General features: G+C 68.6%; 20 protein-coding genes. 13 read left to right on the top strand and 7 right to left on the bottom strand.

Features of this window, described 5'->3' with window-relative positions; translation table 11 throughout:
- Positions 1 to 102: 102 nt before the first annotated feature.
- From ACFWAY_RS34530 to ACFWAY_RS34540, 3 genes are read left to right on the top strand one after another with little or no spacing between them, the layout of a single operon-like run.
- Positions 103 to 2,205 carry a hydantoinase/oxoprolinase family protein gene (locus tag ACFWAY_RS34530; protein WP_378451276.1) on the top strand — a complete coding sequence of 701 codons (2,103 nt, stop codon included), beginning with the start codon at positions 103 to 105 and terminating at the stop codon, positions 2,203 to 2,205.
- On the top strand, positions 2,202 to 4,151 hold the full coding sequence (locus ACFWAY_RS34535) for a hydantoinase B/oxoprolinase family protein (protein WP_378451275.1): 1,950 nt from the start codon (positions 2,202 to 2,204) through the stop codon (positions 4,149 to 4,151). The genes ACFWAY_RS34530 and ACFWAY_RS34535 overlap by 4 nt, the downstream gene beginning before the upstream one ends.
- A 4-nt stretch (positions 4,152 to 4,155) precedes the next feature.
- The gene (locus ACFWAY_RS34540) at positions 4,156 to 4,968 is read left to right on the top strand and encodes an NmrA family NAD(P)-binding protein (RefSeq protein ID WP_378513699.1); all 813 of its coding nucleotides are present in this window, start codon (positions 4,156 to 4,158) and stop codon (positions 4,966 to 4,968) included.
- A gap of 42 nt (positions 4,969 to 5,010) precedes the next feature.
- Here ACFWAY_RS34540 and ACFWAY_RS34545 read toward each other — a convergent pair whose 3' ends face one another.
- A complete protein-coding gene (locus tag ACFWAY_RS34545; RefSeq protein WP_378513700.1) occupies positions 5,011 to 7,080 on the bottom strand; it encodes a PhoX family protein in 2,070 nt (689 codons plus the stop codon).
- Between the two features lie 157 nt (positions 7,081 to 7,237).
- Between ACFWAY_RS34545 and ACFWAY_RS34550 the strand changes: the two genes are divergently transcribed.
- A complete protein-coding gene (locus ACFWAY_RS34550) occupies positions 7,238 to 8,254 on the top strand; it encodes a PHP domain-containing protein (protein ID WP_378451272.1) in 1,017 nt (338 codons plus the stop codon).
- Positions 8,251 to 9,072 (top strand): alpha/beta hydrolase, encoded by an 822-nt coding sequence (locus tag ACFWAY_RS34555; protein WP_378513701.1) that lies wholly within the window; start codon positions 8,251 to 8,253, stop codon positions 9,070 to 9,072. Before ACFWAY_RS34550 ends, ACFWAY_RS34555 begins: the two co-directional genes overlap by 4 nt.
- Before the next feature lie 43 nt (positions 9,073 to 9,115).
- On the opposite strand, the gene ACFWAY_RS34560 is transcribed toward ACFWAY_RS34555, so the two are convergent.
- The 3 genes from ACFWAY_RS34560 to ACFWAY_RS34570 are packed head-to-tail and all read right to left on the bottom strand — an operon-like array spanning position 9,116 to position 11,957.
- Complete coding sequence (locus ACFWAY_RS34560; RefSeq protein ID WP_378451271.1) at positions 9,116 to 9,727, bottom strand: lactate utilization protein C; 612 nt, start codon at positions 9,725 to 9,727, stop codon at positions 9,116 to 9,118.
- Positions 9,724 to 11,205 carry a LutB/LldF family L-lactate oxidation iron-sulfur protein gene (locus tag ACFWAY_RS34565; RefSeq protein ID WP_378513702.1) on the bottom strand — a complete coding sequence of 494 codons (1,482 nt, stop codon included), beginning with the start codon at positions 11,203 to 11,205 and terminating at the stop codon, positions 9,724 to 9,726. Before ACFWAY_RS34565 ends, ACFWAY_RS34560 begins: the two co-directional genes overlap by 4 nt.
- The gene (locus tag ACFWAY_RS34570; protein WP_378513703.1) at positions 11,202 to 11,957 is read right to left on the bottom strand and encodes a (Fe-S)-binding protein; all 756 of its coding nucleotides are present in this window, start codon (positions 11,955 to 11,957) and stop codon (positions 11,202 to 11,204) included. The genes ACFWAY_RS34565 and ACFWAY_RS34570 overlap by 4 nt, the downstream gene beginning before the upstream one ends.
- A 79-nt stretch (positions 11,958 to 12,036) precedes the next feature.
- Here ACFWAY_RS34570 and ACFWAY_RS34575 point away from each other — a divergent pair, with 79 nt between their 5' ends.
- Positions 12,037 to 12,720: a FadR/GntR family transcriptional regulator gene (locus tag ACFWAY_RS34575; protein ID WP_378451268.1), complete on the top strand. Its 684-nt coding sequence runs from the start codon at positions 12,037 to 12,039 to the stop codon at positions 12,718 to 12,720.
- Between the two features lie 67 nt (positions 12,721 to 12,787).
- Here ACFWAY_RS34575 and ACFWAY_RS34580 read toward each other — a convergent pair whose 3' ends face one another.
- The gene (locus tag ACFWAY_RS34580; RefSeq protein WP_378451267.1) at positions 12,788 to 13,486 is read right to left on the bottom strand and encodes a GntR family transcriptional regulator; all 699 of its coding nucleotides are present in this window, start codon (positions 13,484 to 13,486) and stop codon (positions 12,788 to 12,790) included.
- 169 nt (positions 13,487 to 13,655) lie between these two features.
- Here ACFWAY_RS34580 and ACFWAY_RS34585 point away from each other — a divergent pair, with 169 nt between their 5' ends.
- Genes ACFWAY_RS34585 through ACFWAY_RS34610 form a run of 6 tightly spaced genes read left to right on the top strand, consistent with a single transcriptional unit; the run spans position 13,656 to position 21,393 of the window.
- The gene (locus ACFWAY_RS34585) at positions 13,656 to 14,924 is read left to right on the top strand and encodes an MFS transporter (RefSeq protein ID WP_378451266.1); all 1,269 of its coding nucleotides are present in this window, start codon (positions 13,656 to 13,658) and stop codon (positions 14,922 to 14,924) included.
- Positions 14,917 to 15,705 (top strand): putative hydro-lyase, encoded by a 789-nt coding sequence (locus ACFWAY_RS34590; RefSeq protein WP_378513704.1) that lies wholly within the window; start codon positions 14,917 to 14,919, stop codon positions 15,703 to 15,705. The genes ACFWAY_RS34585 and ACFWAY_RS34590 overlap by 8 nt, the downstream gene beginning before the upstream one ends.
- Positions 15,695 to 16,450 carry a LamB/YcsF family protein gene (locus tag ACFWAY_RS34595; protein WP_378451264.1) on the top strand — a complete coding sequence of 252 codons (756 nt, stop codon included), beginning with the start codon at positions 15,695 to 15,697 and terminating at the stop codon, positions 16,448 to 16,450. The genes ACFWAY_RS34590 and ACFWAY_RS34595 overlap by 11 nt, the downstream gene beginning before the upstream one ends.
- The gene (locus ACFWAY_RS34600; RefSeq protein ID WP_378451263.1) at positions 16,447 to 17,097 is read left to right on the top strand and encodes an allophanate hydrolase subunit 1; all 651 of its coding nucleotides are present in this window, start codon (positions 16,447 to 16,449) and stop codon (positions 17,095 to 17,097) included. The genes ACFWAY_RS34595 and ACFWAY_RS34600 overlap by 4 nt, the downstream gene beginning before the upstream one ends.
- Positions 17,094 to 17,957 carry a biotin-dependent carboxyltransferase family protein gene (locus tag ACFWAY_RS34605; protein ID WP_378451262.1) on the top strand — a complete coding sequence of 288 codons (864 nt, stop codon included), beginning with the start codon at positions 17,094 to 17,096 and terminating at the stop codon, positions 17,955 to 17,957. The genes ACFWAY_RS34600 and ACFWAY_RS34605 overlap by 4 nt, the downstream gene beginning before the upstream one ends.
- Positions 17,958 to 18,000: 43 nt before the next feature.
- Positions 18,001 to 21,393: an NAD-glutamate dehydrogenase domain-containing protein gene (locus tag ACFWAY_RS34610; RefSeq protein ID WP_378513705.1), complete on the top strand. Its 3,393-nt coding sequence runs from the start codon at positions 18,001 to 18,003 to the stop codon at positions 21,391 to 21,393.
- A gap of 68 nt (positions 21,394 to 21,461) precedes the next feature.
- On the opposite strand, the gene ACFWAY_RS34615 is transcribed toward ACFWAY_RS34610, so the two are convergent.
- Positions 21,462 to 22,187, bottom strand: coding sequence for an amino acid ABC transporter ATP-binding protein (locus ACFWAY_RS34615; protein ID WP_378513706.1), 726 nt, complete (start codon positions 22,185 to 22,187; stop codon positions 21,462 to 21,464).
- A gap of 4 nt (positions 22,188 to 22,191) precedes the next feature.
- The gene (locus tag ACFWAY_RS34620; protein WP_378513707.1) at positions 22,192 to 24,003 is read right to left on the bottom strand and encodes an ABC transporter substrate-binding protein/permease; all 1,812 of its coding nucleotides are present in this window, start codon (positions 24,001 to 24,003) and stop codon (positions 22,192 to 22,194) included.
- Positions 24,004 to 24,138: 135 nt separating this feature from the next.
- On the opposite strand from ACFWAY_RS34620, the gene ACFWAY_RS34625 reads away from it, so the two are divergent.
- Positions 24,139 to 24,774, top strand: coding sequence for a TetR/AcrR family transcriptional regulator C-terminal domain-containing protein (locus ACFWAY_RS34625; protein ID WP_378513708.1), 636 nt, complete (start codon positions 24,139 to 24,141; stop codon positions 24,772 to 24,774).
- Positions 24,775 to 24,786: the final 12 nt, after the last annotated feature.

Below are 24,786 nucleotides of genomic sequence, written 5' to 3' on the forward strand. Positions count from 1 at the left end.
GCAGCGCCGAACGAGGACCGGTGAGTTCGGCGATATGTGACAAAGAAACCGGGCGGCGAAAGCGGTGCAATTGCTTTACGCGAGACGAGCCCAGGAGGAATCGTGGAATCCAGAAAGATTCGGGTCGGTATCGACACCGGCGGAACATTCACCGACGTCGTGGCTGTGGACGAGGAGTCCGGAGCCGTCGTCACCACCAAGACACCCTCGACGCCTGCCGACCCGGCGCAGGGATTCCTCACCGGAATCGAGAAGGTGCTCGCCAAGCTCGGCGAGACCGGCGACGCGATCGGCGCCGTCAGCCACGGCACCACCGTCGCCACCAACAAGCTCCTCGAAGGCAAGGTCGAAAACCTCGGGTTCATCACGACCGAGGGTTACGAGCACGTGCTCGAGATCGCCCGGCAGTCCGTCCCCGACGGCTACGGCAACTCCTACTTCTGGGTCAAGCCCGACCGCATCGTCCCCGCAGACCGGGTCCGCACCATCGGCGGCCGGCTCGCGTTCGACGGCAGCGAGATCCGCCCCCTCGTCGAGGACGACGTCCGCAAGGCCGCCCGCTTCTTCGCCGAGCGCGGCATCCGCACCATCGGCGTGTGCCTCATGCACTCCTACGCCGACCCGAGCCACGAGAACCGCGTCCGGGATCTTCTGCTCGAGGAATACCCCGAGGCCACGGTGAGCATCTCCAGCCAGGTGCTGCGCGAGTACCGCGAATACGAGCGGTCCATCACCACGCTGGTCGACGCGGCCGTGAAGCCGAACATTCGCAACTACGTGAACAACATCGCCAACCGACTGCGCGAATTCTCGTCCGACGAGGGCGAGGCCCGCGACATCCCGTTCTACGTGATGAAGTCGAACGGCGGCGTGCTCTCCGCCAAGGAGGTCGTGCACCAGCCGATCACGACAGTGCTGTCCGGCCCGGCGGCCGGCGCACTCGGGGCGGCGCTCATCGCGAGTGTCGCGGGTGTCGAGCAGGTCCTCACGTGCGACGGCGGCGGAACGTCGACCGACGTCACCGTCGTGGTCCGCGGTGAGCCCGCGCTGACCACCGAGGGTCGCGTGGGGGCGTATCCGTCGAAGATCCCGATGATCGACGTCGTCACCGTCGGCGCCGGCGGCGGCTCCATCGCCTGGCAGACCCCCGAAGGCACGCTGCGCGTCGGACCGCAGTCGGCGGGCGCCGACCCCGGCCCGCTCTGCTACGGCAAGGGCGGCAGCGAGCCCACGATCACCGACGCCCACGTGCTGCTCGGCCGCATCCCACCCCACCTGCTCGGCGGCGAGATCCCCCTCGACACCGAACTGGCCCGCAAGGGCGTCGAGCAGCTCGCGCACCAGCTGAAGCTCGACTTCGAGGCGTGCGCCACCGGCATCCTCGAGGTGTCGGCGTGGAACCAGGCCAACGCGCTGCGGCAGGTCACCGTCAAGCGCGGCCTCGACGTCCGCGACTTCACTTTGGTGACGTTCGGCGGCTCCGGTTCGCTGCTCGCCTGCCGGCTCGTCGACATCCTCGGGCTCAAGGACGTCCTCGTCCCGCTGAACCCGGGCAACGTGTCCGCATTCGGGCTGCTCACGGTCGACGTCCGCAACGACTACGTGCAGACCCACGTCTGCAGGCACGACCGGTTGAAGATCGAGGAACTGCAGTCGGGGCTGGACGCGCTCGCCGCCGAGGCGGAACGCGCACTCGCCGACGAGGGCTTCGGCGAGGCGGAGCGCAAGTACGCGCGCTCGGCCGACCTCCGCTACCTCGGCCAGGCCTTCGAGGTCCGGGTGCCGGTCGGTGAAGGTCCCGTCACGCAGGAGTTGATGGACGACGCCGCGGACAGGTTCCATCAGGCGCACAAGGAGCTGTACGGCTACGACTTCCGCGGCGACCCGCACCAGCACGTCGAGTGGGTCAACCTGCGCGTCAGCGGCATCGGCCCGATCAAGCGCCCGACGCTGAACGAGATCGCGGCGGGGGCCGGAGCCGAGTCCGCCGTGACCGGCACGCGTCCGGCGTACTTCGACGAGTGGGTCACCACCCAGGTCTACGACCGGGCGCGGCTCGGCGCGGGCGACGTCCTCGAGGGTCCGGCGGTGATCGAGGAATTCAGCTCGACCATCCCCGTGCACCCCGGTTTCCAGGCGCGGATCGACACCTTCGGAAACATCCGCATCACCAAGATCGCCGACTCGAACGGAGCGAACCGATGACCGTCACCACCGAACCCGTTGCAGTGCAGGCGGCCAAGCCCTACCGGCTGACACCGGTCGACGGAAAGACGCCCGACCCGGTGCTGGTGGAGATCGTCGCCGGCTACCTCGCCAGCGTCGAGATGGAGGTCGAGACGTCGATCTCGCGGACCTCCCGCTCCCCCATGATCCGCGACGCGCACGACTTCCGTGCCGGCATTCACGACCGTAACCTCCGGAAGCTCACGGGCCGTTCGTATTCGGCGCTCGTGCATCCGGTGGCGCGGGACTTCCCGCTCGACACGATGAAGCCCGGCGACGTCTACTTCCACAACGACGTCTACCTGTCCGAAGGCGGCATCGGCCACCTCCCCGACCTCTGCGTCACCGTCCCGGTGTTCGCGACCCGGCCGGGCGAGGAGGAGCCGTCCGTCGTCGCGTTCGTGCAGGCGTTCGGCCACCACGACGACATCGGCGGCTGCTGCCCGGGATCGATGCCCTCGGGCGCGACCACGGTGTACGAGGAGGGCCTGATGGTCCCGCCGATCAAGCTGTGGGATCAGGGTGTGCCCAACGAGGCCGCACTGCGCATCATGACCCGCAACTCGCGGATGCCCGACGCGCTGGCCGCCGACCTCGACGCCGAATGTTCGGCGTGCCTCATGGGCGCCCGCCGCCTCACCGAGCTGTTCGAGCGGTACGGCTGCGACACCGTCGAGGCCTGCTTCGACGCGATGATGGACGCGACCACCGAAACGTACCGGCGGGAGATCCTCAGCAAGATCCCGAAGGGCGAGTACACGTGGGAGGACTACGCCGAACACGACGGCGTCGACGAGCCCATGCTGCACCGCCAGCGGATCACGCTCACCAAGACCGGCCCGGAGGACGAGGGCGGCGAACGCCTCATCCTCGACTTCAACGGCACCGGACCGCAGGCCAAGGGGCCCATCAACCACTGCGGTGACTACGCCGACGGCAACTTCCTCATCAAGTGGCTCGCGCCGATCCTGCGCAACCTCGCCGACAGTCCCGAGCGGATGGCGGAACTCGACGTCAACGAGGGTGTCGTGCCGTTGATCGAGATGAAGTTCCCAGAGAAGGGCACGCTGATCACCCCGATCTTCCCGGCGCCCACCAACGCCCGGACGTTCGTGATCCTGCGTCTGCTCGGCGTTCTCGCCGGTGTCGTCGCGAAGGCCGTCGACGGGAACATGCCCGCCGACCAGGAGACCATCCGCTACACGGGTGTGTACGGCGAGGACTTCGACGGGCACTCGTACCTGATGCGGGAGGTGCTCGGCGGCGGGTCCGGTGGCAGGCACTACGCGGACGGTGAGGACACCATCCACGTCGTTCCCGATTCGCGGAACCTACCGACCGAGTTCACCGAGAGCCGGTTCCCGTTCATCGTCGAGAAGCTCGGCCTGGCGAAGGACTCCGGCGGTGCCGGACGCTACCGCGGCGGCCTCGGCTACGAGAAGCACATCCGGATGCTCAAGGACGCGAACTTCATGTCCATCGCCGACCGCTCGATCCTCTCCTGCTGGGGGGTCAAGGGCGGCAAGGCCGGACGTCCCTTCTCGGTGGTCCTCGACCCGGGCGGCCCGAACGAGCGCGAGTTCGATGCGCTGACCGACGCCGAACCGATCAAGGCCGGCGAAGTGGTGCGCATCCGCACCACCGGTGGCGGCGGCTGGGGCGACCCGCTCGACCGTCCGATCGAGGAAGTCGTCCGGGACGTGCTGTGGGGCAAGGTGTCCGCGGAGGGTGCACGCGTCGACTACGGTGTGGTGCTGGCGTCGTCGACCGAGGAGCCGGTCGCGGACGTCGACGCCACCGACGCGCTGCGCGAGCAGATGCGCGCGGACCGCGGCCTGGACGAGCCGTTCTTCGACCGCGGTCCCGGCTACGAACGTCTCTCCGGCGGTGCGAAGTTCGCCGAGTTCGACTTCATCGACCGGTGATCCGATGACCGAGTCGCTCTCCCGCGGTGCCGAGATCGCCGTCATCGGCGCCGCGGGGAAGACCGGAGCCGCCGTCGTGGCGGCGCTCGAGGGGCTCGCCGACGTACGCCGGGTGGTGCACACCGCCCGGCGTTCCGGCGATTTCGCCGTCGACCTCGAAACGGGTGCGGGACTGGAAGAGGCGCTGTCGGGTTGCCGGGGCGTGTACTTCATCGCCCCCAACGTGCACCCCGACGAGCCCGCGCTGCTGCGGAACGCGATGGGCGCCGCAGCGTCGGTGGGTGTCGAGCACCTCGTCTACCACTCCGTGGCCTGGCCTTACACCCCGCTCATGCCCCACCACGTCGACAAGGCGCGGTGTGAGAACGAGCTCAGGACGTTCGGCGGGCTCCGGTGGACCGTCCTGCAGCCGTGCGCGTACGCCGAGAATTTCGGGGCGGTGCTGGCGGGCTCGGCGACGACCGTCGAACTGCCCTACAGTCCCGACGCGGTGTTCTCGTTCGTCGCACTCGCGGACGTCGCCGAGGTGGCCGCGCGAGTGCTGATGGAAGGCCCGGACATCCACCACGGCGCCACCTACGAACTCGGCGGTCCGGAGGCCCTCAGCGTGCGGGATCTGTGCGACCGGGCGGGTGGTCCGGTGTCGGTGAAGCAGGTGTCCGTCGACGAGTGGATGTCGCGGCACGGGCGGGACCTGACGGACGACGGTCGCGCGCGGTTGTCGGCGATGTTCGAGTTCTACGACCGATTCGGGTTCCTCGCAGGCGGCGTGATGTTCGAGGCGCTGCTGGGCCGCCCGCCCACCCCCGCCATGTGAGTGGCAAAGCGTGCCGGGGCACACTTTGCCACTCACCTGGGGTCAGACGCCGATCCGGCCGCCCGACTTCCACACCGCCACGACGGCGGGACGCGGCTGCGAGTCCCCGCCGTCGGGCCAGTGCGACACCGGGTTGTCGGCGCTCGCGTCGTCCAGTTCACCCGGGTGCTGCACGCACACCGTGACCCGCTCCTCGCCGACGATCGGACCGCACGTCTCGGCGCCCTTGGGCACGGTCAGGAACTGCTTGGTCTCCCCGCGGTTCGGGCCCTCGAGGACGACGCTGAACAGGCCGTCGTTGGACTTCAGCGCGTTGCCGTCGGTGGAGATCCACAGGTTGCCGTGCGGATCGAACGCCAGGTTGTCGGGGCAGGAGATCGGGCTGACGCTCTCCTTGTCGAAGCCGCCGAAGTAGGTGTCGGCCACCTTCGGGTCGCCGCACACGAGCAGCAGGTTCCACGTGAACGCGGTGCCGGCGTGGTCGTCGGTGAGTTCGAGGACCTGGCCGTTCTTGTTGTTGTTCCGCGGGTTGGCCTCGTCGGCCGCCGCGGCGCCGTCGACGCCGCGCTTGGTGTTGTTGGTCAGCGCCACGTACACCTTGCCGGTCGTCGGGCTGGGTTCGAAGTCCTCGGGACGGTCCATCTTGGTGGCACCCACCTTGTCGCCGGCCTGACGGGTGAACACTGCCACCTCTTCGGCGCTCATGCCGTCGACGAGCGACTCACCCCGGCCGTCCTCACCGGTGCGCAGCAGCGGGATCCACTTACCGGTGCCGTCGAACGTGCCGCTCGACGGCAGCGTGCCCGACCCGTCGATCTCGTCCGCCGAGTTGCCGCTGAACTTCGCGACGTACAGGGTGCCTGCGTCGAGCAGCGTCATGTTCTGGCGCACGGCGGCCTGGCTGTTGCCGTCCATCATCTTGCGGCTGGAGACGAACTTGTACATGTAGTCGAAGCGCTCGTCGTCGCCGCTGTACGCCACCACCGTGCCGTCGTCGGTGACGTGGATGGTGGCGGCCTCGTGCTTGAACCGGCCCAGTGCCGTGTGCTTGACGGGTGCGGACGTCGCGCCCCACGGATCGACCTCGACGACGTACCCGAAGCGGTTGACCTCGTTCGGCTCCTGGACGAGGTCGAAACGCTTGTCGAACCGTTCCCACTTACGCTCGGACGCAGCACCTTCCACGCCGTACCGCTTCAGCCGTGCGGCGACGACGGGGTCGGTGACCAGTTCGGCGTTCCCGAAGTACTGGTTGAAGTTCTCCTCCCCCGACAGCACCGTGCCCCACGGGGTCACGCCACCCGAACAGTTGTTCAGTGTGCCGAGCACCTTCGTGCCCGTCGGGTCCGTGGACGTCTTCAGGAAGTCGCTGCCCGCGGCGGGACCGGTGACGGCGAATTCCGTCGTCGCCGTGATGCGCCGGTTGTACGGTCCGAAGTCGGGAGTGAGCGTGCCCGAGCCGGATTCGCCCTTCACCTGCACCACGGACAGCCCGTGGGCGGCGAGCGCGGTCTGGAACTGCTCCGGCGACGGGTTCTCGGCGTCGTAGCCCTTGAACATGAACGGCTCGGTGGTGTACTCGTGGTTGACCACCAGCAGGAAGGTGTTCGGCTGCCCCTCGACCGGCAGAAGTCCGGCGAAGTCGTTGTTGAACCCGAACTGCTGCGCCTGCGCCTGGGCGGTCTGGTTGTCGAAGTCGAACGCGGGAGCCCCGGGCAGCACCGGGTCGCCCCAGCGGATCACCACACCCTGCTTGTACCCTTCGGGGACGACGAGGGCGTCCTCGGTGTTGGGGGCGACGGCGTCGAAGTTCGTTCCGGCGGGCGCGCCGCCGTCCGAACCGCCCGTGCCGGAGACGCTTCCCTCGCCGGAGTCGTCCGAGCAGGCCACCAGCGCACTGCCCGCGCCGACGGCGAGGACGGCCATCCCCGTCCCGCGCAGCATCCCGCGCCGCGACAGGGCGGTACGGGCGATGTCACGGAAGTACTCGCCGTGCGAGGTGTTGGGCACGTCGTGGGAGCACGCGTTGCCGCACTTGTACTGACAGGTGACGGATGCGCGCGAGGACACTCCGGCGTGATTGACGAACAGTGCGAGGGGTTTCAAACTCACCGTGGCTCCCGATTCGAATGTGGACAACTCCGGCACCGTAGAAGTCGTAAGCGAGACGAAGGGAACGGTTGCATGAACGTGCGGACAACGAGGTGACCCTAAGTTCTGGCAGAAATTGCTTCTAGCCAGCAGCCCGGCAGCCGTGCACCATTGAAAGATGGACCCCGTCGAAGCGCTGCGGGAAATTGCGTTCTGGCTCGAGCGCTCGCGTGACGAGGCACAGAGGACCGCCGCATTCCGGCGGGCGGCCGATGTGCTGACTTACGCGGACGAGGACGAACTGGCCGATCTGGAGGAGCGCGGGTGGGTGTCGCCACCCGACATCGGGTCCGAGGCCGCCGCGATCATCCGTGAGTGCGCCGAGTCGGTGCCGCTGTACCTGACGTACCTGCGCAATGCGGCCGAGCCGATCGGACTCGGCGGGACGGAACTGCTCGACGCGCTCCGCGGCGACCTGCACACCCATTCGGACTGGTCGGACGGCCGGTGCCCGATCCGGGAAATGATGCGTCGGGCGGCCGCCCTGGGCCACGAGTACTGCGCGATCACCGATCACTCGCCGCGACTGACGGTCGCGAACGGGCTGTCGTCGGAGCAGCTGCTCTCCCAGCTGAGCGTCGTCGCCGAACTGAACGCGGAACTCGCGCCCTTCCGCGTGCTCACCGGCATCGAGGTCGACATCCTCGACGACGGTTCCCTCGACCAGGACGACGACCTGCTCGCCGACCTCGACATCGTGGTGGCCAGCGTGCACTCGCACCTGGACACCGACCGTGCGACGACGACCAAGCGGATGCTGCAGGCCGTGAAGTCCCCGCACGTCGACGTCCTCGGGCACTGCACCGGCCGGCTCGTCGAGGGTGCGCGGGGACCACGGGCCGAATCGAAGTTCGACGCGGAACGGGTGTTCGAGGCGTGCCGCGAGTACGGCACCGCGGTCGAGATCAACTCCCGCCCCGAGCGGCGCGACCCGCCGGGACGCCTGATCGACCTCGCCCTGAACAGCGGTTGCAAGTTCTCCATCGACACCGACGCGCACACCACCGGTCACCTCGCGTGGCAGGGCTACGCATGCGAGCGCGCCGCCGAACGCGGAGTCGAGCCGTCGGACGTGATCAACACCCTGCCCGTCGCCGAGTTGCTGGAGTGGGCCGGAGCACCGATTCGGCAATGATCCGCGTCGGCATCGTTGCGCTCGCAATCGTCGCTCTGCTGGTCGCCGCCGTGTGGGTGTTGCAGCGACGACTGATCTACTACCCCGACAACTCGCCGGTGCCGCCCGCGGACCGGCTGATCGCCGGGGCCGAGGACGTCACCCTGACCACGTCGGACGGCCTCGAACTCGGCGCCTGGTACGTCCCACCCGCGAGCAGGGACCCGCTGATGACCGTCCTCGTGGCCGCCGGGAACGCCGGCAACAGGGCTGACCGGGCGCTGCTGGCGTCGGACCTCGCTGCCGCCGGTTTCGCCACGCTGCTCTTCGACTACCGCGGGTACGGCGGCAACCCCGGTCACCCCGGCGAGGACGGGCTGGCACTCGACGTCCGGTCGGCCCGCCGTCACCTCGTCGACGAGCGTCGCGTGCCGCCGGAGCGGCTGCTCTACTTCGGGGAAAGCCTCGGCACCGGCGTCGTCACCGAACTCGCCACCGAGCATCCACCTGCGGGCCTGTTGCTCCGGTCGCCGTTCGTCGACCTCGCGTCCGTCGGCGCCCGGCACTACCCGTTTCTGCCGGTCCGCCTGTTGCTGCGCGATCGATTCCCCGTCGCGGAGTTCGTCGCACGCATCGATGTGCCCACCACCGTGGTCTACGGCACGGCCGACATCGTCGTTCCACCGGACCAGAGTCAACGCGTCGCCGATGCGGCGCTCGGCCCCGTCGAGACCGTCGTGCTGACCGGGGCGGGGCACAACGACGACGTGATGTTCGGTGGCGCGGAGATCGTCCGCGCCACCGCCGATCTCGCCGCGAGGGCGCTCCGCGCCCCGTGAGCCTTTTTGGTACCCGGGACTACCAAAAGGGCGCACGGGCGCGTCAGCGCACTATGACGACGTCCAGCGTCCGGGGACCGTGGACGCCCTCGACGCGGTTGAGTTCGATGTCGCTGGTGGCGCTGGGACCGCTGATGAACGTCAGCGGCTTGGTCGCGTCGAGGGTCTGGAAGGCCTGCGGCACGGTGTCGACGATCTGATCGGTGCGCACGATGCAGATGTGGTGATCCGGGACCAGGGTCAGTGCCCGCCGCCCCTGACCGGCGCCGCCGTCGAGCACGATCGTCCCGGTGGCGGCGATCCCGAGGGTGCAGCCGGTGACGACCACGTCGAGCGCGTCGAGTTCGAGCGTCGACAGTTCGGCGGGTGACCCGTCGACGACGACGTCGCGTCGCGGCCGCCACGACAGCGGCAGGTCCGGTGGGACGACGGCGCGCGCCCCCTCCGCGATCAGCCCGGTGACGATCTCGGCGACCGTGTTCTCGTCGGCGCGATGGACCTGCGCGCGGTAGTCGTCGACGGTGTGGGCGAAGAACTCGACGTCCCCGGGACCCGACGCGGGCTGCCGGTGGTAGTCACGGGGAACGGGTTCGGGGGCGGGAGCTTCGGCGAGCGCCGACCGGATCCGGGTCAGTATCTCTTCGCGTGCGGTCATCGTGTCGTGTCCTCGTGAGTGCGGGCCCACCATTGTCGGAACGTTTCCTTCGGCGGGGAGGGCAGGTCGCGGCTCGCGGTCCACTTCGATCCCGGGTACGGCAGCGACGTGATGCGTCCCTTCTTGCCGCCCAGCACCCGGCCGACCTTGGACGCCGTCTCGGCGGCGGCGAACCGCTTCTCCGACCCCATCACGAAGCCCGCGGCCTTCATCGCGAGGTCCTGGCCGCCCGGAAGTCCGTGCCGCTCGGAATCGACCTGTTCCGCGCGCAGGTGCACCAGAATGCTGGGGATGTCGATGCGCACCGGGCAGGCGTCGAAGCACGCGCCGCACAGCGTCGAGGCGAACGGCAGCGAGGCGTTCGGGTCGTCGTGACCGGTGGTCCCGGTGAGTTGCGGGCTGAGGATCGCGCCGATCGGGCCCGGATACACCGACCCGTAGGCGTGGCCGCCCGCCCGCTCGTAAACGGGGCACACGTTCAGGCAGGCGCTGCAGCGGATGCAGTGGAGAGCCGACCGCCCGACCTCGTCCGCCAGCACGTTGGTGCGACCGTTGTCGAGGAGGACGACGTGGAAGTTCTGCGGGCCGTCGCCGGGATGCACCCCGGTCCACATGGAGGTGTACGGGTTCATCCGCTCGGCGGTGGACGACCGCGGCAGCAGTTGCATGAACACCTCCAGGTCGGTGAACGTCGGGACCAGTTTCTCGATGCCCATGAGGGTGATGAGGGTGTCGGGGAGGGTGAGGCACATCCGCCCGTTGCCCTCCGATTCGACCACCGCGAGCGTCCCGGTTTCCGCGACCCCGAAGTTCGCGCCGCTGACCGCCACCTTGGCGGAGAGGAACTTTCGCCGAAGGTGTGCCCGCGCGGCCATCGCCAGCGCCCGGGGGTCGTCGGTGATGTCCTTGTCGATGCCGGGCATCGATTTCAGGAAGATCTCGCGGATCTCGGCGCGGTTGCGGTGGATGGCGGGAACGAGGATGTGGCTCGGCTTGTCCTCGCCGAGTTGGACGATGAGTTCGGCGAGGTCGGTCTCGATCGCCGCGATCCCGTTCTCCTCGAGGTGCTCGTTGAGGCCCGTCTCCTGGGTGGCCATCGACTTGACCTTCACGACCTCGTCGGAGCCGGTGGCCCGCACGAGGTCGGTGATGATCCGGTTCGCCTCCTCCGAGTCGCGCGCCCAGTGGACGGTGCCGCCGCGGGCGGTGACGTTCTCATCGAACTGCACGAGCAGTTCGGGGAGCCGCGCCATCACGTCCGCCTTGAGGGCGCTGCCGGCCCGGCGCAGTTCCTCCCAGTCGTCGACCTCGGCGACCGCGGCGATGCGCTTGTTGCGGATGGTGGTGGTGGCCGCGCCGAGATTGGCCCGCAGCTGGGTGTCGGCGAGCGATTTCCGCGCCGCGTCGGGGAAGGATTCTGTGCCCCGGATGTTTCCGGTGCCCGCATGGAAGGTGGGTGAGCCGAGGAACGTGGTCATGCGTTGCTCCCGATCTTCTCGGTGCTCGCCAGGATCTCGGCGAGGTGGACGGTGCGGACCCCGCTGCGCAGCCGGGACAGTCCGCCGCCGATGTGCATCAGGCAGGACGAGTCGCCGGCGCTGCACACCTCGGCGCCCGTGCTCAGGACGTTGCCCATCTTGTCGGCGAGCATCGCGGTCGACGTCTCGGAGTTCTTCAGCGCGAACGTTCCGCCGAAACCGCAACAGGATTCGGCCGCGGGGAGCTCGATCAGGGTCATCCCCCGCACCGCGCGAAGCAGTTGCAGCGGCTTGTCGGCGACGCGCAGCATCCGCAGCGAGTGGCACGTCGGGTGGTACGTCACCCGGTGCGGGTAGTAGGCGCCGACGTCGGTGACGCCGAGGACGTCGACCAGCAGTTCGGACAGCTCGTACGTCCGGGACGCGACCTCCTCGGCGCGCGTCGCGAGCGATTCGTCCCCGTACCGGCGGGCGACCATCGCGTGCTGGTGCCGGACGGATCCGACGCAGGAACCGGACGGTGCCACCGCGACGTCCCAGGACGGTCCGCTCTCGAACGCCTCCACGTGGTGACGCACGAGCGGCAGCGCCTCGGCCTGGTAACCGGTGTTGATGTGCATCTGCCCGCAGCACGTCTGCTTCGGCGGGAACACGACCTCGTGGCCGAGCCGCTCGAGCAGGCGGACCGTCGAGGTGGCGGATTCGGGGAACAGGGCATCCGCCAGGCACGTGGCGAACAGGGCGATTCTCATCGGGTACTCCAACCGGGCTGGGCTGTGGTCTGACCACAGTAGCGCACTGTGGTCAGACCACACCAGGTAAACTTCGTTCGTGCGCACACACGAGGTCGTCCTGCACCGCATCGAGCAGGATCTGGCCGCCGGCAAACTCACCGTCGGCGGACGGCTGCCCGCCGAGCGCGCACTCGCGGAGGAACTGGGCGTCGGACGCTCGTCCGTCCGCGAGGCCATCCGCGTGCTCGAGGCGATGGGCATCGTCCGCACGGCCGTCGGGTCCGGACCGGACGCAGGCGCGATCGTGGCCGCCGACCCGGCCGCGTCCATCGGCGCGGCCCTGCGACTGCACATGGCGACGCGCACGCTGCCGATCCGCGACGTCGTCCAGACGCGCACGCTGCTCGAGTCGTGGGCGGTGCAGGAAGCCGCCGGCCAGGCCCGCGACCTCGACTTCTCGGCCATCGACACGCTGCTCGACGCGATGGACGACGAGGACCTCTCCCCGGAGGCGTTCCACCGGCTCGACGCCGACCTGCACGTCGCGATGGCCGGACTCGCGGGCAACGTCCTCGTCGAGGCGATGATGGTCTCGCTCCGCGACTCCATTCACGGCTACGTCATGCAGGCCGTTCCGCTGCTCGACGACTGGCCTGCGGTCGCGACCCACCTCCGCTGCGAGCACCGCGGCATCGTCGCCGCCCTCCGCGACGGGCACGGCGCCGAGGCCGCCGGCCTGGTGCGGGAGCACATCGAGGGCTTCTACGGGCTGATCCGCTAGGTGCTCCGCACCCGTGCGCCTTTGTGGTTGCTCCAACTACCAGAAAGGCGCACGGGCGCGGTGCGCCTCAGTACGCCCCCAGGATCTGCGCCTCGGCGTCTTCGAGGTAGGTCTTGAGCAGCTGACCTGCGGCTTCGGTGTTGCCGGCGGTCAGGGCGTCGTAGATCTCGTGATTGCGGGTGAGGTACGGGCCGTGGAATCGGTGGGCGTCGTCCATGACGTGGAAGACGAGCCGCGCCTCGTTCCACACGCTGCGCATCAGTTCGTCGATGCGATTGCTGTTGTTGAGGCTCGCGAGGGCGCTGTGGAAGTGGATGTCGGCGGTGCCGACTCCGGTCCAGTCCTCGACGGCGTACCGTTCGTCGGCCAGGTCCAGGGCCTCGGCCACGCGCGACAGGTCGCCGGTGGCGGGGTCGAATCCGTTGACACCCGCGCATTCGACGACACGCCGGCAGATGTAGAGCTCCGTGATGTCCTCGGCCGTGGGCACGCGGACGAAGACGCCGCGGTTGAGTTCGTGCGCGACGAGCCGGTCCTCGATCAGGATCTGGAAGGCCTCGCGCACCGTGTTGCGGGAGACGTCGAGGGCGGCGCAGATGTCGGGTTCGGAGAGTCGCGCCCCTGGTTGGAACGTTCCGTCGATGATCGCGTCCCGCAGAATGCCGGCAACCCGGGTGGTCCTGCTGGTGCGTTCGAGCAGGCCGCGGTGAGCGGCCAGGCGGGAATGCGCATCGCCGCGAAGGGCATTCGAGCTGGTCAAGTCCACTCCTCAGGTTTCGATCTCGACCGCAATCATAGTTGTGAGCTCAGTTCCGCGATGTATTCCATGTTAAACGATCCTCTCAGGGTATTGCAGGATCGTTGAACGATTTGTACCGTGATGGGAGTTACACCGTTTCTTCCGGCAGTTACATCCCTTCTTCAGGCGAGGTGCCATGACCACAGATACACAGACCGAGGTCGCGCAGGCGCGCCCCTTCGACTGGTTCCGCACCCTCGGGCCGAAGGGAAAGAGAGCCTTCGTCGGGGCGTTCGGCGGATACGGACTGGATTCCTACGACTTCCAGGTCCTCCCGCTCGGCCTCGCGGCCATCGCCGCCTACTTCGGCCTCACCACCGGTCAGGCTGGTCTGCTGACGACGGTGACGCTGGTCGTGTCTGCGCTCGGCGGTGCCCTCGCCGGCATCCTCGTCGACAAGATCGGCCGGGTCCGCACCCTGCAGGTCACCGTCGCGACGTACACGATCTTCACGGTGCTGTGCGGCTTCGCTCAAAACTTCGAGACGCTGCTCGTCTTCCGCGCCTTCCAGGGCCTCGGCTTCGGCGGCGAGTGGGCGGCGGGTGCGATTCTCGTGGCCGAATACGCCCGGGCCGAGTACCGGGGCCGGGCCGTGGCGTTCGTCCAGAGCGCGTGGGCAGTCGGCTGGGCGCTGGCGGTGATCGTCTACACGGTCGTCTTCCAGCTGTTCGATCCCGACGTCGCCTGGCGAGTGCTGTTCTTCACCGGTGTTCTGCCCGCCTTCCTCATCATCTGGGTTCGCCGGAACCTGAAGGACCCCGAGGTCGTCACGAAACGTCGTGAGTCCGCGGGCAAACAGACGGGTTCGTTCGCCGCCATCTTCCGCGGCGGACTGCTCCGCACCACCATCTTCGCGTCGCTGCTCGCCACCGGTGTGCAGGGCGGCTACTACACGCTGGCGTCCTGGCTGCCCACATTCCTGAAGACCTCGCGCGGACTCGACGTCGTCGGCACCGGCGGGTACCTCGCCATCTTGATCTCGGGTGCGTTCCTCGGTTACGTCAGCGGCGGCATCCTCACCGACAAGCTGGGCCGCAAGCGGACCATGCAGCTGTTCGCGGCACTGTCGGCCGTCTTCATGGTCGGCTACACCCAGGTGCCCGAGGGTGCGAACACGTTGATCCTCATCCTGGGCTTCCCCCTCGGCTTCTGCACGTCGGCGATCTTCAGTGGTTTCGGATCGTTCCTGTCCGAGCTGTACCCGACGCAGTCCCGCGGCACGGGCCAGGGCTTCACGTACAACTTCGGCCGCGCGGTCGGTGCCGTGTTCCCCGCGGTCGTCGGTTTCCTGGCGGCCACCCAGCTGGGTATCGGCGGCGCGATGATCTTCGGTGCGCTCGGTTACGCCATCGCCGTCGTCGCCTTGTTCTTCCTCCCCGAGACCCGCGGGATCCAACTTGACTGACTCACCGACCGACCTCCGATCCGCATTCCGTTCGGGACGTATCACCCCGACCGCCGGTCTGGCGCCCGGATTCGCACAGACGAATCTCATCGCCGTTCCGCAGGACTGGGCCTACGACGTTCTGCTGTTCACGCAGCGGAACCCGAAGCCGTGCCCCGTCCTCGACGTCGGCGACGTCGGCTCCAGGGCGACGATGCTCGCCCCCGGCGCCGACATCGCCACGGACCTGCCGCTGTACCGCGTGTGGAAGGACGGCGAACTGGCCGACGAGACCGCGGACGTGTCGGCGCTGTGGCGGGACGACCTCGTGGCGTTCCACATCGGATGCAGCTTCACGTTCGAGCATCCGGTGGCCGCCGCCGGGGTGCCGCTCCGGCACGTCGAGCAGGGCAGCAACGTCCCGATGTTCGTGACCAACCGCGAATGTCGGCCCGCAGGCCGGATGAGCGGACCGATGGTGGTGTCGATGCGACCCGTTCCCGAACATCAGGTGTCCCTCGCGGCGGCGATCTCGGCGCGGATGCCCGCCGTCCACGGTGGACCCGTGCACGTCGGTGATCCCGCGGAACTCGGCATCGCCGATGTCGCGGCCCCCGACTTCGGCGATCCGGTGAACTTCGAGCCCGGCGACGTGCCGGTGTTCTGGGCCTGCGGGGTCACCCCGCAGGCGGCGGTGATGGCGTCCCGGTTGCCGTTCGCGATCACCCACGCGCCCGGGTACATGCTCATCACCGACACCCCGGACAGCGAGTACGTCCTGGAGGTTCCCGATGCGTGTTGATCTGAACTGCGACCTCGGTGAGGGCTTCGGGCAGTGGACCCTGGCGGACGACGAGGCCCTCCTCGACATCGTCACCAGCGCGAACATCGCGTGCGGGTTTCACGCGGGGGATCCGATGATCATCCGCCGGGCCTGCGAGGGCGCGGCCGAGCGCAACGTCGCGATCGGCGCGCACGTGGGGTTCCGGGATCTGGCCGGATTCGGCCGCCGTGAACTCGCAGTGGCGCCGGCGGATCTGCGCGACGAAACGTTGTACCAGATCGGCGCGCTCGCCGGGTTCGCGCGGGCCGCGGGGTCCCGCGTGTCGTACGTCAAACCGCATGGTGCGCTCTACAATTCCGCCGCGCTCGACTTCGGGCGGGCCGAGGCGATCGCGTCGGCCATCGACCGGTTCACCGAGCCGCTCGCGCTGATGGGTCCACCCGGCTCGCAGTTGCAGCGTGCGGCGGAAACCCACGGCATCGAGTTCGTCGCCGAGGGTTTCGCCGACCGCCGCTACACCGCCGCGGGCTCGTTGACCCCGCGCTCGGTGACCGGCGCCGTCATCGACGATCCCGACGTCGCCGCCGCCCAGGCCGTGCGCATGGTGTCGAGCGGAACGGTGGAGTCGATCGACGGCGACGATGTCGCGGTGTCGGTGCGCAGCATCTGCGTGCACGGCGACTCGCCCGGATCCGTGCGCACGGCCCGCCAGGTCCGGCACGCCCTGGAGAGTGCCGACGTCACGCTCGGGGCCTTCGCATGACCACCCCCAGCGCCGGCACCCGGATCCTTCCGGCGGGCAACCGGGCCCTCCTCGTCGAACTGGAGTCGGAACCCTTCGTGGTGTCGTTGACCGAACGTCTCCGCAACACACCGGTTCCCGGTGTGGAGGACGTTCTTCCGGCGGCGCGGACGGTGCTCGTCACCACGACTCCGCGGACCGACCTCGACGAGGTGCGCCGCGCACTGCGGACGATGACCGTCGACCTCGAGGCGCAGGAGCGCACCGGCGTCCTCGAATCCGAACCGGTCACCGTCCCGGTCCGCTACGACGGCGCCGATCTCGCCGACGTCGCCGACCATCTGCGGATGAGTCGCGAGGACGTGATCGCGGCCCACACCGCGGCCACCTGGCGCTGCGTATTCATCGGATTCGCACCGGGTTTCGCCTACCTGAGTTGTGGTGACGACCGGCTCACCGTGCCACGGCGGGCCCAGTCCCGCACCGTGGTGCCCGCCGGGTCCGTGGCCCTCGCGGGTGGCTACGGCGCGGTGTATCCCCGGTCTTCCCCCGGCGGATGGCAGATCATCGGAACCACGGACTCCCCGATGTGGAACCTCGACGCGAACCCTCCGGCGCTGCTGCAGCCGGGGCGTCGCGTCCGATTCGTCGACGAGGAAACACTGTGAGTGAACTCGAAGTACTCGAAACGGGTCCGCTCAGCCTGATCCAGGATCTCGGTCGCCCCGGCTACCTGAGTTCGGGTGTGGGCGTGTCCGGCGCCGCCGACCGCGGGTCCGCGAAGCTGGCCAATCGGCTGGTCGGGAACGACGAGAACAGCGCGTGCATCGAGGTGCTGATGGGCGGCCTCGCCCTCCGCTCACGGGAGGTGACGATCGTCGCCGTCACCGGTGCACCCGCCACGGCGCTGCTCGACGGAATCCCGATGGGGCACGCCAGCGTCATCGTGATGCAACCGGGACAGACGCTGCGCCTGCAGTACGCGCAGGCCGGTCTGCGCAGCTACGTCGGCGTCCGAGGCGGCGTCGCGGTGCCGGACGTGCTCGGCTCCCGCAGCACCGACACCCTCTCCGGAATCGGCCCGGAAGCGTTGAAACCCAACGATGTTCTGCCCGTGGGAACCGCTGCGACGAACTTCCCGAACGTCGACGTCGCACCCGTTCCCCCGATGGACGCGGGAACGCTGTCGGTGCGCGTCATCGGCGGCCCCCGCGACGACTGGTTCACCAACCCCGAAGCGTTGACCGCCGGGGCGTGGGCCGTGTCCTCGGACACCGATCGCATCGGGGCCCGCCTGAACCGGCACGGCGACGCGCCGTCTTTGATGCGGACGTCCGAGGCCGAACTCCCGACCGAAGGTGTCGCGCTCGGCTCCATCCAGGTTCCGCCGAGCGGGCAGCCCGTCGTCTTCCTCGCGGACCATCCCATCTCGGGCGGTTATCCCGTCATCGGCGTCGTCGCGGACGAGGACATCGACCGGATCGCCCAGGCTCGACCAGGTCAACTGATTCGCTTCACCACTGCGTGATCGGCTTCGCACCGATCCCACCACAGGAGATCACCCCATCGTCATGAACAGCATCGGCACGGAACTCGACACACCCTGGTCCCACGAGCTGTGGCGCAGCACGCTGCTCGCGGAACCGCACCATCAGGGCACCGCGGTCGCGCGCCACTACGCGTCCGCGCTGCCGATCAGCTATGCCACCGAAACCGATCCGGCACAGGCGATCCGCGACGTCGCCGAGGTGGAGCGTCTCGGCGTCGACAGGGTGGCGCTGACATTCACGACCGCCGAGGCGTCCGCGCCGTACGAGAACCTGAAGATCTACGCGGTCGGGAAACCCGCACCGCTCAACGAGGTTCTGCCGATCCTGTCCAGCCTGGGCGTCAACGCGCTCGACGAACGGCCGGCCGCCTTGACCCGCCCGGACGGGCACCGCGCCTGGATCTACGACCTGACCGTCGATCTGGTCACCGTGACGGAGGGCCACGGGGTGACCCGCGACAGCCGGATCGCGGACGCGTTCCGGGCGGCGTGGACGGGTGAGACCGAGGTCGACGGGTTCAACGCGCTCGTCCTGCACGCCGGGCTCGGCTGGCGTCAGGTGACCGTCCTCCGCGCGTACGCCGCCTACCTGCGTCAGGCCGGGCTCCCCTACAGCCGCAGCAACGTCGAACGAGTCCTGCTGGGCAACAGTGTAATCACGCAACTTCTCGTCGAGTTCCACGCGCTTCGGCTCGACCCGGGCATCGAACGCGACGCCGCCGCGGAAGACGCGCTCGAGGGCCGCATCGTCGACGCGATCGACGCCGTCGCCGGGATCGACGCCGACCGGATCCTGCGGGCACTGCTCTCGCTGATTCGCGCCACCACCCGGACGACGTACTACGCCGGCGACCGTCGGCCCCCGCGCGCTCTCGCGTTCAAGTTCGATTCCTCGTCGATCGACGAATTGCCGCTGCCCCGGCCGAAATACGAGGCCTACGTGTACTCGCCCCGCATGGAGGGCGTGCACCTGCGATTCGACGACGTCGCCCGCGGCGGCATCCGGTGGTCGGATCGTCGCGACGACTTCCGCACCGAGATCCTCGGACTCGTCAAGGCGCAGGCGGTCAAGAACGCCGTCATCGTCCCGGCGGGAGCGAAGGGCGGCTTCGTCGTCAAGAACCCGCCCGTGCCGACCGGCGACGCCGCTGCCGACCGGGACGCGATGCAGTCGGCGGGCATCTCCTGCTACCGCGAATTCATCTCGAGCCTCCTCGACATGACGGACAACCTCGACATCACCACCCGGCAGGTGATCGCGCCGGAGGCCATCGTCCGGCGCGACGGCGACGACACCTACCTCGTGGTCGCCGCAGACAAAGGGACAGCGGCGTTCTCGGATGTCGCCAACGCGATCGGACTCGAGCGCGGGTACTGGCTCGGCGACGGATTCGCGTCCGGCGGTTCCGTCGGATACGACCACAAGGCGATGGGCATCACCGCCCGCGGTGCGTGGGAAAGCGTCCTGCAGCACTTCCGTGAGATGAGCGTCGACACACGCACCGACGACTTCACCGTCGTCGGGGTCGGCGACATGAGCGGCGACGTCTTCGGAAACGGGATGCTGCTCAGCCCGCACATCCGCCTGATCGCGGCGTTCGACCACCGGCACGTCTTCATCGACCCCGATCCCGATCCGCAGCGGTCGTGGGACGAGCGGGCACGGCTCTTCGGGCTCGGCAGGTCGAGCTGGAAGGACTACGACAAGGCGGTCCTCAGCGACGGCGCCATGATCGTCGACCGGTCGGCGAAGTCGGTTCGGCTGACACCGGAGGCGCGGCGTGTTCTCGGGATCGAGGACGATCGGGTCCTCACCACCGTCGAACTCGTGCGCGCCGTCCTCGGTGCGCCCGCGGACCTGCTGTGGAACGGCGGCGTCGGCACATACGTGAAGGCGACGACTGAGAGCCACGCGGACGTCGGCGACAAGTCGAACGACGCGGTCCGGCTCGACGCGCCTGCGCTGCGGGTCCGGGTGGTCGGCGAAGGCGGCAACCTCGGCCTGACGCAGCTCGGGCGAATCGAATACGCGCGCAACGGTGGTCGCGTCAACACCGACGCGCTCGACAACTCGGCCGGCGTCGACTGCTCGGACCACGAGGTCAACATCAAGATCGCCCTGGCAGGCGCCACCGCGGACAACACGCTCACCGCGCAGGACCGGCGAGAGCTGCTGTCCGACATGACCGACGACGTCAGCAGGCTCGTCCTCGCCGACAACCGCAGCCAGAACGAGATGATGAGCCTGAACCGGGCGCAGGCGGGCACACTCGTCAGCTTCCACTCCCGCATGGTCGACGACCTGGAACGCCGCGGCCACGTGGACCGCGCGATCGACGTGCTCCCGACGTCCGCCCAGTTCGGCGCACTCGAACGTGAGCAGAAGGGGCTGACGAGCCCGGAGCTGGCGCAGCTCACCGCGCAGGTCAAGCGTTTCATCAAGAGCGAGGTGTCGGGCACGACGCTCCCCGACAACAGGGTGTACGCCGGCCGGCTGCACAACTACTTCCCGCCGCGCCTCGGCCGGGAGTTCGCGCACACGGTCGCCGCGCACCCGTTGCGCCGGGAGATCGTCACGACGTCGGTCGTCAACGACATGGTCGACCGCGCGGGGATGACGTACGCATTCCGGCTGCGGGAGGAGACGGGCGCCGACTCCGCGGAGGCGGTGAACGCCTTCACGGCGGTCACCGAGATCTTCGACCTCGGAGCGACTTTCGAACGGATCCGGGCGGCCGCCGACACGACGCCGACGCCGGGCACGAATGCACTGACGGTGCAGACCCAGCGACTGATCGACCGCGCGTCGCGGTGGCTGACCACGCACCGGCCACAACCGCTGCCGCTCGAGGCCACCATCGCCCGCTACCGGCCGGTCGTCCGCGACCTCGGGCCACGCGTGCGGGAATGGTTGCGCGGCGACGAGATCACTGCGGTCGAGCGGCGCACCGAGGCCCTCACGTCGCGAGGGGCGGACGCCGGGCTCGCCGCCGACGTCGCGGACCTCCTGCACACGTATTGCCTCCTCGACATCGTGGACATCGCGGAGATCTCACAGCACCGTCCCGAGGACGTCGCGGAACTGTACTTCGCGCTGTCGGCGCATCTGCACATCAACACCGCACTGACCGCCGTCACGGCGCTCCCCAGGCTGGACCGGTGGCACGCCCTCGCGCGCCTCGCCCTGCGCGACGACCTCTACAGCTCGCTGCGCGCCATCACCCTCGACGCGCTGTCCGTGAGCGAACCCGGCGAGGACGCAGCCGACAAGGTCGACCAGTGGGAACAGCACAATGCCGCCCGGCTCGCCCGCGCGCGTGCCCTGCTGACCGAGATCGAGTCGGAGGTCGCCACCGAACCCACGCTGGCGCTGATCTCCGTCGCGGCCAGGCGGATCCGGGCGATGACGCGGTAGGCGCTTCGCGCCCGTGCGCCTTTCTGGTTGTTCCAGCTACCAAAAAGGCGCACGAGCCGCGGAGCGGCCTAGAGCACCTGCGACAGGAACTGCTGCAGCCGTTCGGTTTCGGGTTTGTCGAACAGCTGGTCCGGCTTGCCGGTCTCGACGACGGCGCCGTGGTCCATGAACAGCACGGTATCGGACACCTCGCGGGCGAAGCCCATCTCGTGGGTGACGACGACCATCGTCATGCCGCCGTTGGCGAGGTCGGCCATCAGCGCGAGGACGCCCTTCACCAGCTCGGGGTCGAGTGCGGAGGTGGCCTCGTCGAAGAACATCACCTCGGGCTTCATCGCGAGGGCGCGGGCGATCGCGACGCGCTGTTGTTGCCCTCCCGACAGGTTGCCGGGCCGCGAGTCGGCCTTGTTGGCGAGGCCGACGAGTTCGAGTTGCTCGAGCGCCACCGACCGCGCCTCGTTCTTGGACATACCCTTGAGCTTGCGGGGCCCGAGGGCGATGTTGTCGACGACGGTCTTGTGCGGGAACAGGTTGAAGTGCTGGAACACCATGCCGATGCGCTGCCGCAGCTTGTCCGGGTTGTCCTTCAGCACCGACTTGCCGTCGAGCAGGACGTCGCCCTGATCGGGTTCGTGCAGCCGGTTGAGGACCCGCAGCAGCGTGGATTTGCCGGAGCCGGACGGTCCGATCACGGTGACGGTGTCGCCGGCGTCGACGTGGAGGTCGACGCCGCGGAGCACCTTGTTGGTGCCGAACGCGAGATGCAGGTCGGTGCCAGTGAGAGAGACGGCCATCGCCTTATCCCCTTTCCACGACGATGGACTGTTCCACCGGGTCGAGCGTGCCGGACGTGTCGGCGCGGCCGGTGCGCAGACGGTTGTCGATGTAGTTGACGAGGTGGGTCAGCGGAATCGTCATCGCCAGGTAGAACAGGCCGGCGGCGACGAGCGGCGACAGGTTGCCGGTCTGGGCGTTGAGGTCGCGGCCGACGGCGAACAGCTCCCGCTGGCTGACGAGCAGGCCGAGGAAGTAGATCAGCGACGAGTCCTTGATCAGGGAGATGAACTGGTTCATCAGCGCGGGCAGCACCCGTCGCACACCCTGTGGGACGACGACGAGCGTCATCGACTTCCGGTAGCTGAAGCCGAGCGCCCGGGACGCCTCGAGCTGTCCGGGTTCGACGCTCTGGATGCCGGACCGGAAGATCTCACCGATGTACGCGGACGCGAGCAGCGACAGCGCGGCCGCACCGAGCCAGTAGGGGTTGTTGCCGGTGAGTCCCTTGACGATGGGTCCGGCGCCGAGGCCGACGATGAGGATGATGACGACGGCGGGCAGGCCGCGGAACACGTCCGTGTAGATGCGGGCGGGCCAGCGGAGCCAGCGGGTGCGGGAGATCCCGGCCATCGCGAGCAGCATGCCGAGGACGGTGCCGACGATGCCCGACGCCAACGCCAGGATCAACGTGTTCGGCAGACCGGTCTTGAGCAGATCGGGGAATGCCCGCGTGTAGAGGTCCCAGTTGAAGAACGTGTCCTTCAGCTGCTGGAGTGTCGATTTGGGTTCCGCGACCGGGGTTTCGGTCGTGTTCTGCGAGTTCTGGGCGGCGAGCGCGGCGAAGTCCGGCAGGTCGGGCGCCGGTGCCGCCTTGCTGCCGGGCTTCCAGCCCTCGGGCAGTTCGCGGGGCACCCAGTCGGAGTACAGCTGCGCCCACGTGCCGTCCGCGATGGTCGCGTCGAGACCGGAGTTGAGGGCGTCGATGAGCGGCTGGTTCTCCTTGTTGACGGCCCAGCCCACGAAGTTGTTGACGCTGAAGGTGTTCTCGACGATCGACGTGGGATCGCCCGGCGCGATGGCACCCTCGGCCTGCTGCGACGGCGCCACCCAGGCGTCGATCTGCCCGGACTTCAGATTCGCGTAGGCGGTGGCGTAGTCGGGGAACTTCACCGGGTTCAGCTTCAGCGTGTTCACGACGTAGTCGTCCTGGACGGTGCCCTGGACGACGCCGATGCGGGTGGACGCGGTGAGGTCGTCGAAGCCCTGGATCGGACCGCCGTTGGGAACGACGAGGGAGAAGTAGCCGAAGTCGTAGCCGTTGGTGAAGCCGACGGTGTTGCGGCGTTCGTCCGTCGTCGTGATGGACGAGGATCCGACGTCGAAGCGCCGCCCGGCGACCTGGGCGAGCAGTCCGGCGAACTCGGTGCCGACGAAGTCGACGCGCAGGCCCAGTTTGCCGGCGACGGCTTTCAGCAGTTCGTTGTCGTAGCCGGTGAACTGGTTCTCCGAGTTCACGCAGATGCTCGGCGGTGCGTCGGACAGCGTGCCGACGGTGAGCACACCGGGGGTGATCAGGTTCAGTTTCGACGTGTCGATCTGGTCGATCGGGGTTGTCGACGGCGTCGTGTAACGGTCCTCGGCCGCGGCACCGGCGGCGGCGAGGTTGGTCGGGGCGGCGGTGGCCGCGCCCACGCCGGGTGGCGAACACAGATCCTGCGATGCCGCCCCCGACGTCTCCCCGTCACTCGAACACGACGACAGGGTCAGCGCCAGCAGGGCGGTGAGCAGCAGCGCCACCACCACACGGATCTTCGCTCCGACGGAAGAAAACATGGTGAGCAGCGTAACCCTGGCAGTCGGTATTTCCGGGGTCGGAGGACGTGTGGGGCGACGCCCGTCACTCTCCTTGTTTGTCATACAAACAAAGTCGAGTTATTGTTTGTCATACAAACAAGTAGGAGCGCAGACATGGTGCCGCAGACGGGCCGAGCAGCGCGAGCCACCCGGGAGTCCGGTCGTCAGACCCGCGACGCCCTGTTCACCGCCGCCACCGAACTGTTTCTCGCGAACGGCGAGGGCGTCCCGATCACGCAGATCTGCGCCGCCGCGGGGGCCCACCCCAACCAGGTGACCTATTACTACGGTTCCAAGGAACGGCTCTTCGTCGAGGTCGCGTGTGCTGCCGTGTTGCGCGCAGGCAAGAGGGCCGAGGACGACGCGGCCACCGCGGAGACCGTCGGCGACTACACGGAGAGACTCGTCGGCTCCCTGCTCGGGCCCGGCGCGCCCAGCGTCGAACTCTTCACCTCGGCGATGCTGATGACGGGACGGCGCAACGAACTGCGCGACCTCATCACCGACACCCTCCGCACTCTGCACTCCTCGGGCGAGGACGCGCTGATCCGCACCCTGATGCGCACCGGTTGGCAACTGCGCGCCGGCATCGACGTCGAATCGAAGGCGTTCTGGTCGGCGATCTTCGGCCTCGTGATCCAGAAGACCGCCACCGGTGAGAGCTTCGGCTACTCGCTCGAGGAGGCCGTCGCCGTCATCTTCGCGAACCTCCAGATCCCCGAGACCGTCCTCAACACCTCCATCGACTGAACCCCTCTTCTT

The organism is Rhodococcus sp. NPDC059968 (assembly GCF_042738615.1).
Lineage (GTDB): Bacteria > Actinomycetota > Actinomycetes > Mycobacteriales > Mycobacteriaceae > Rhodococcus_F.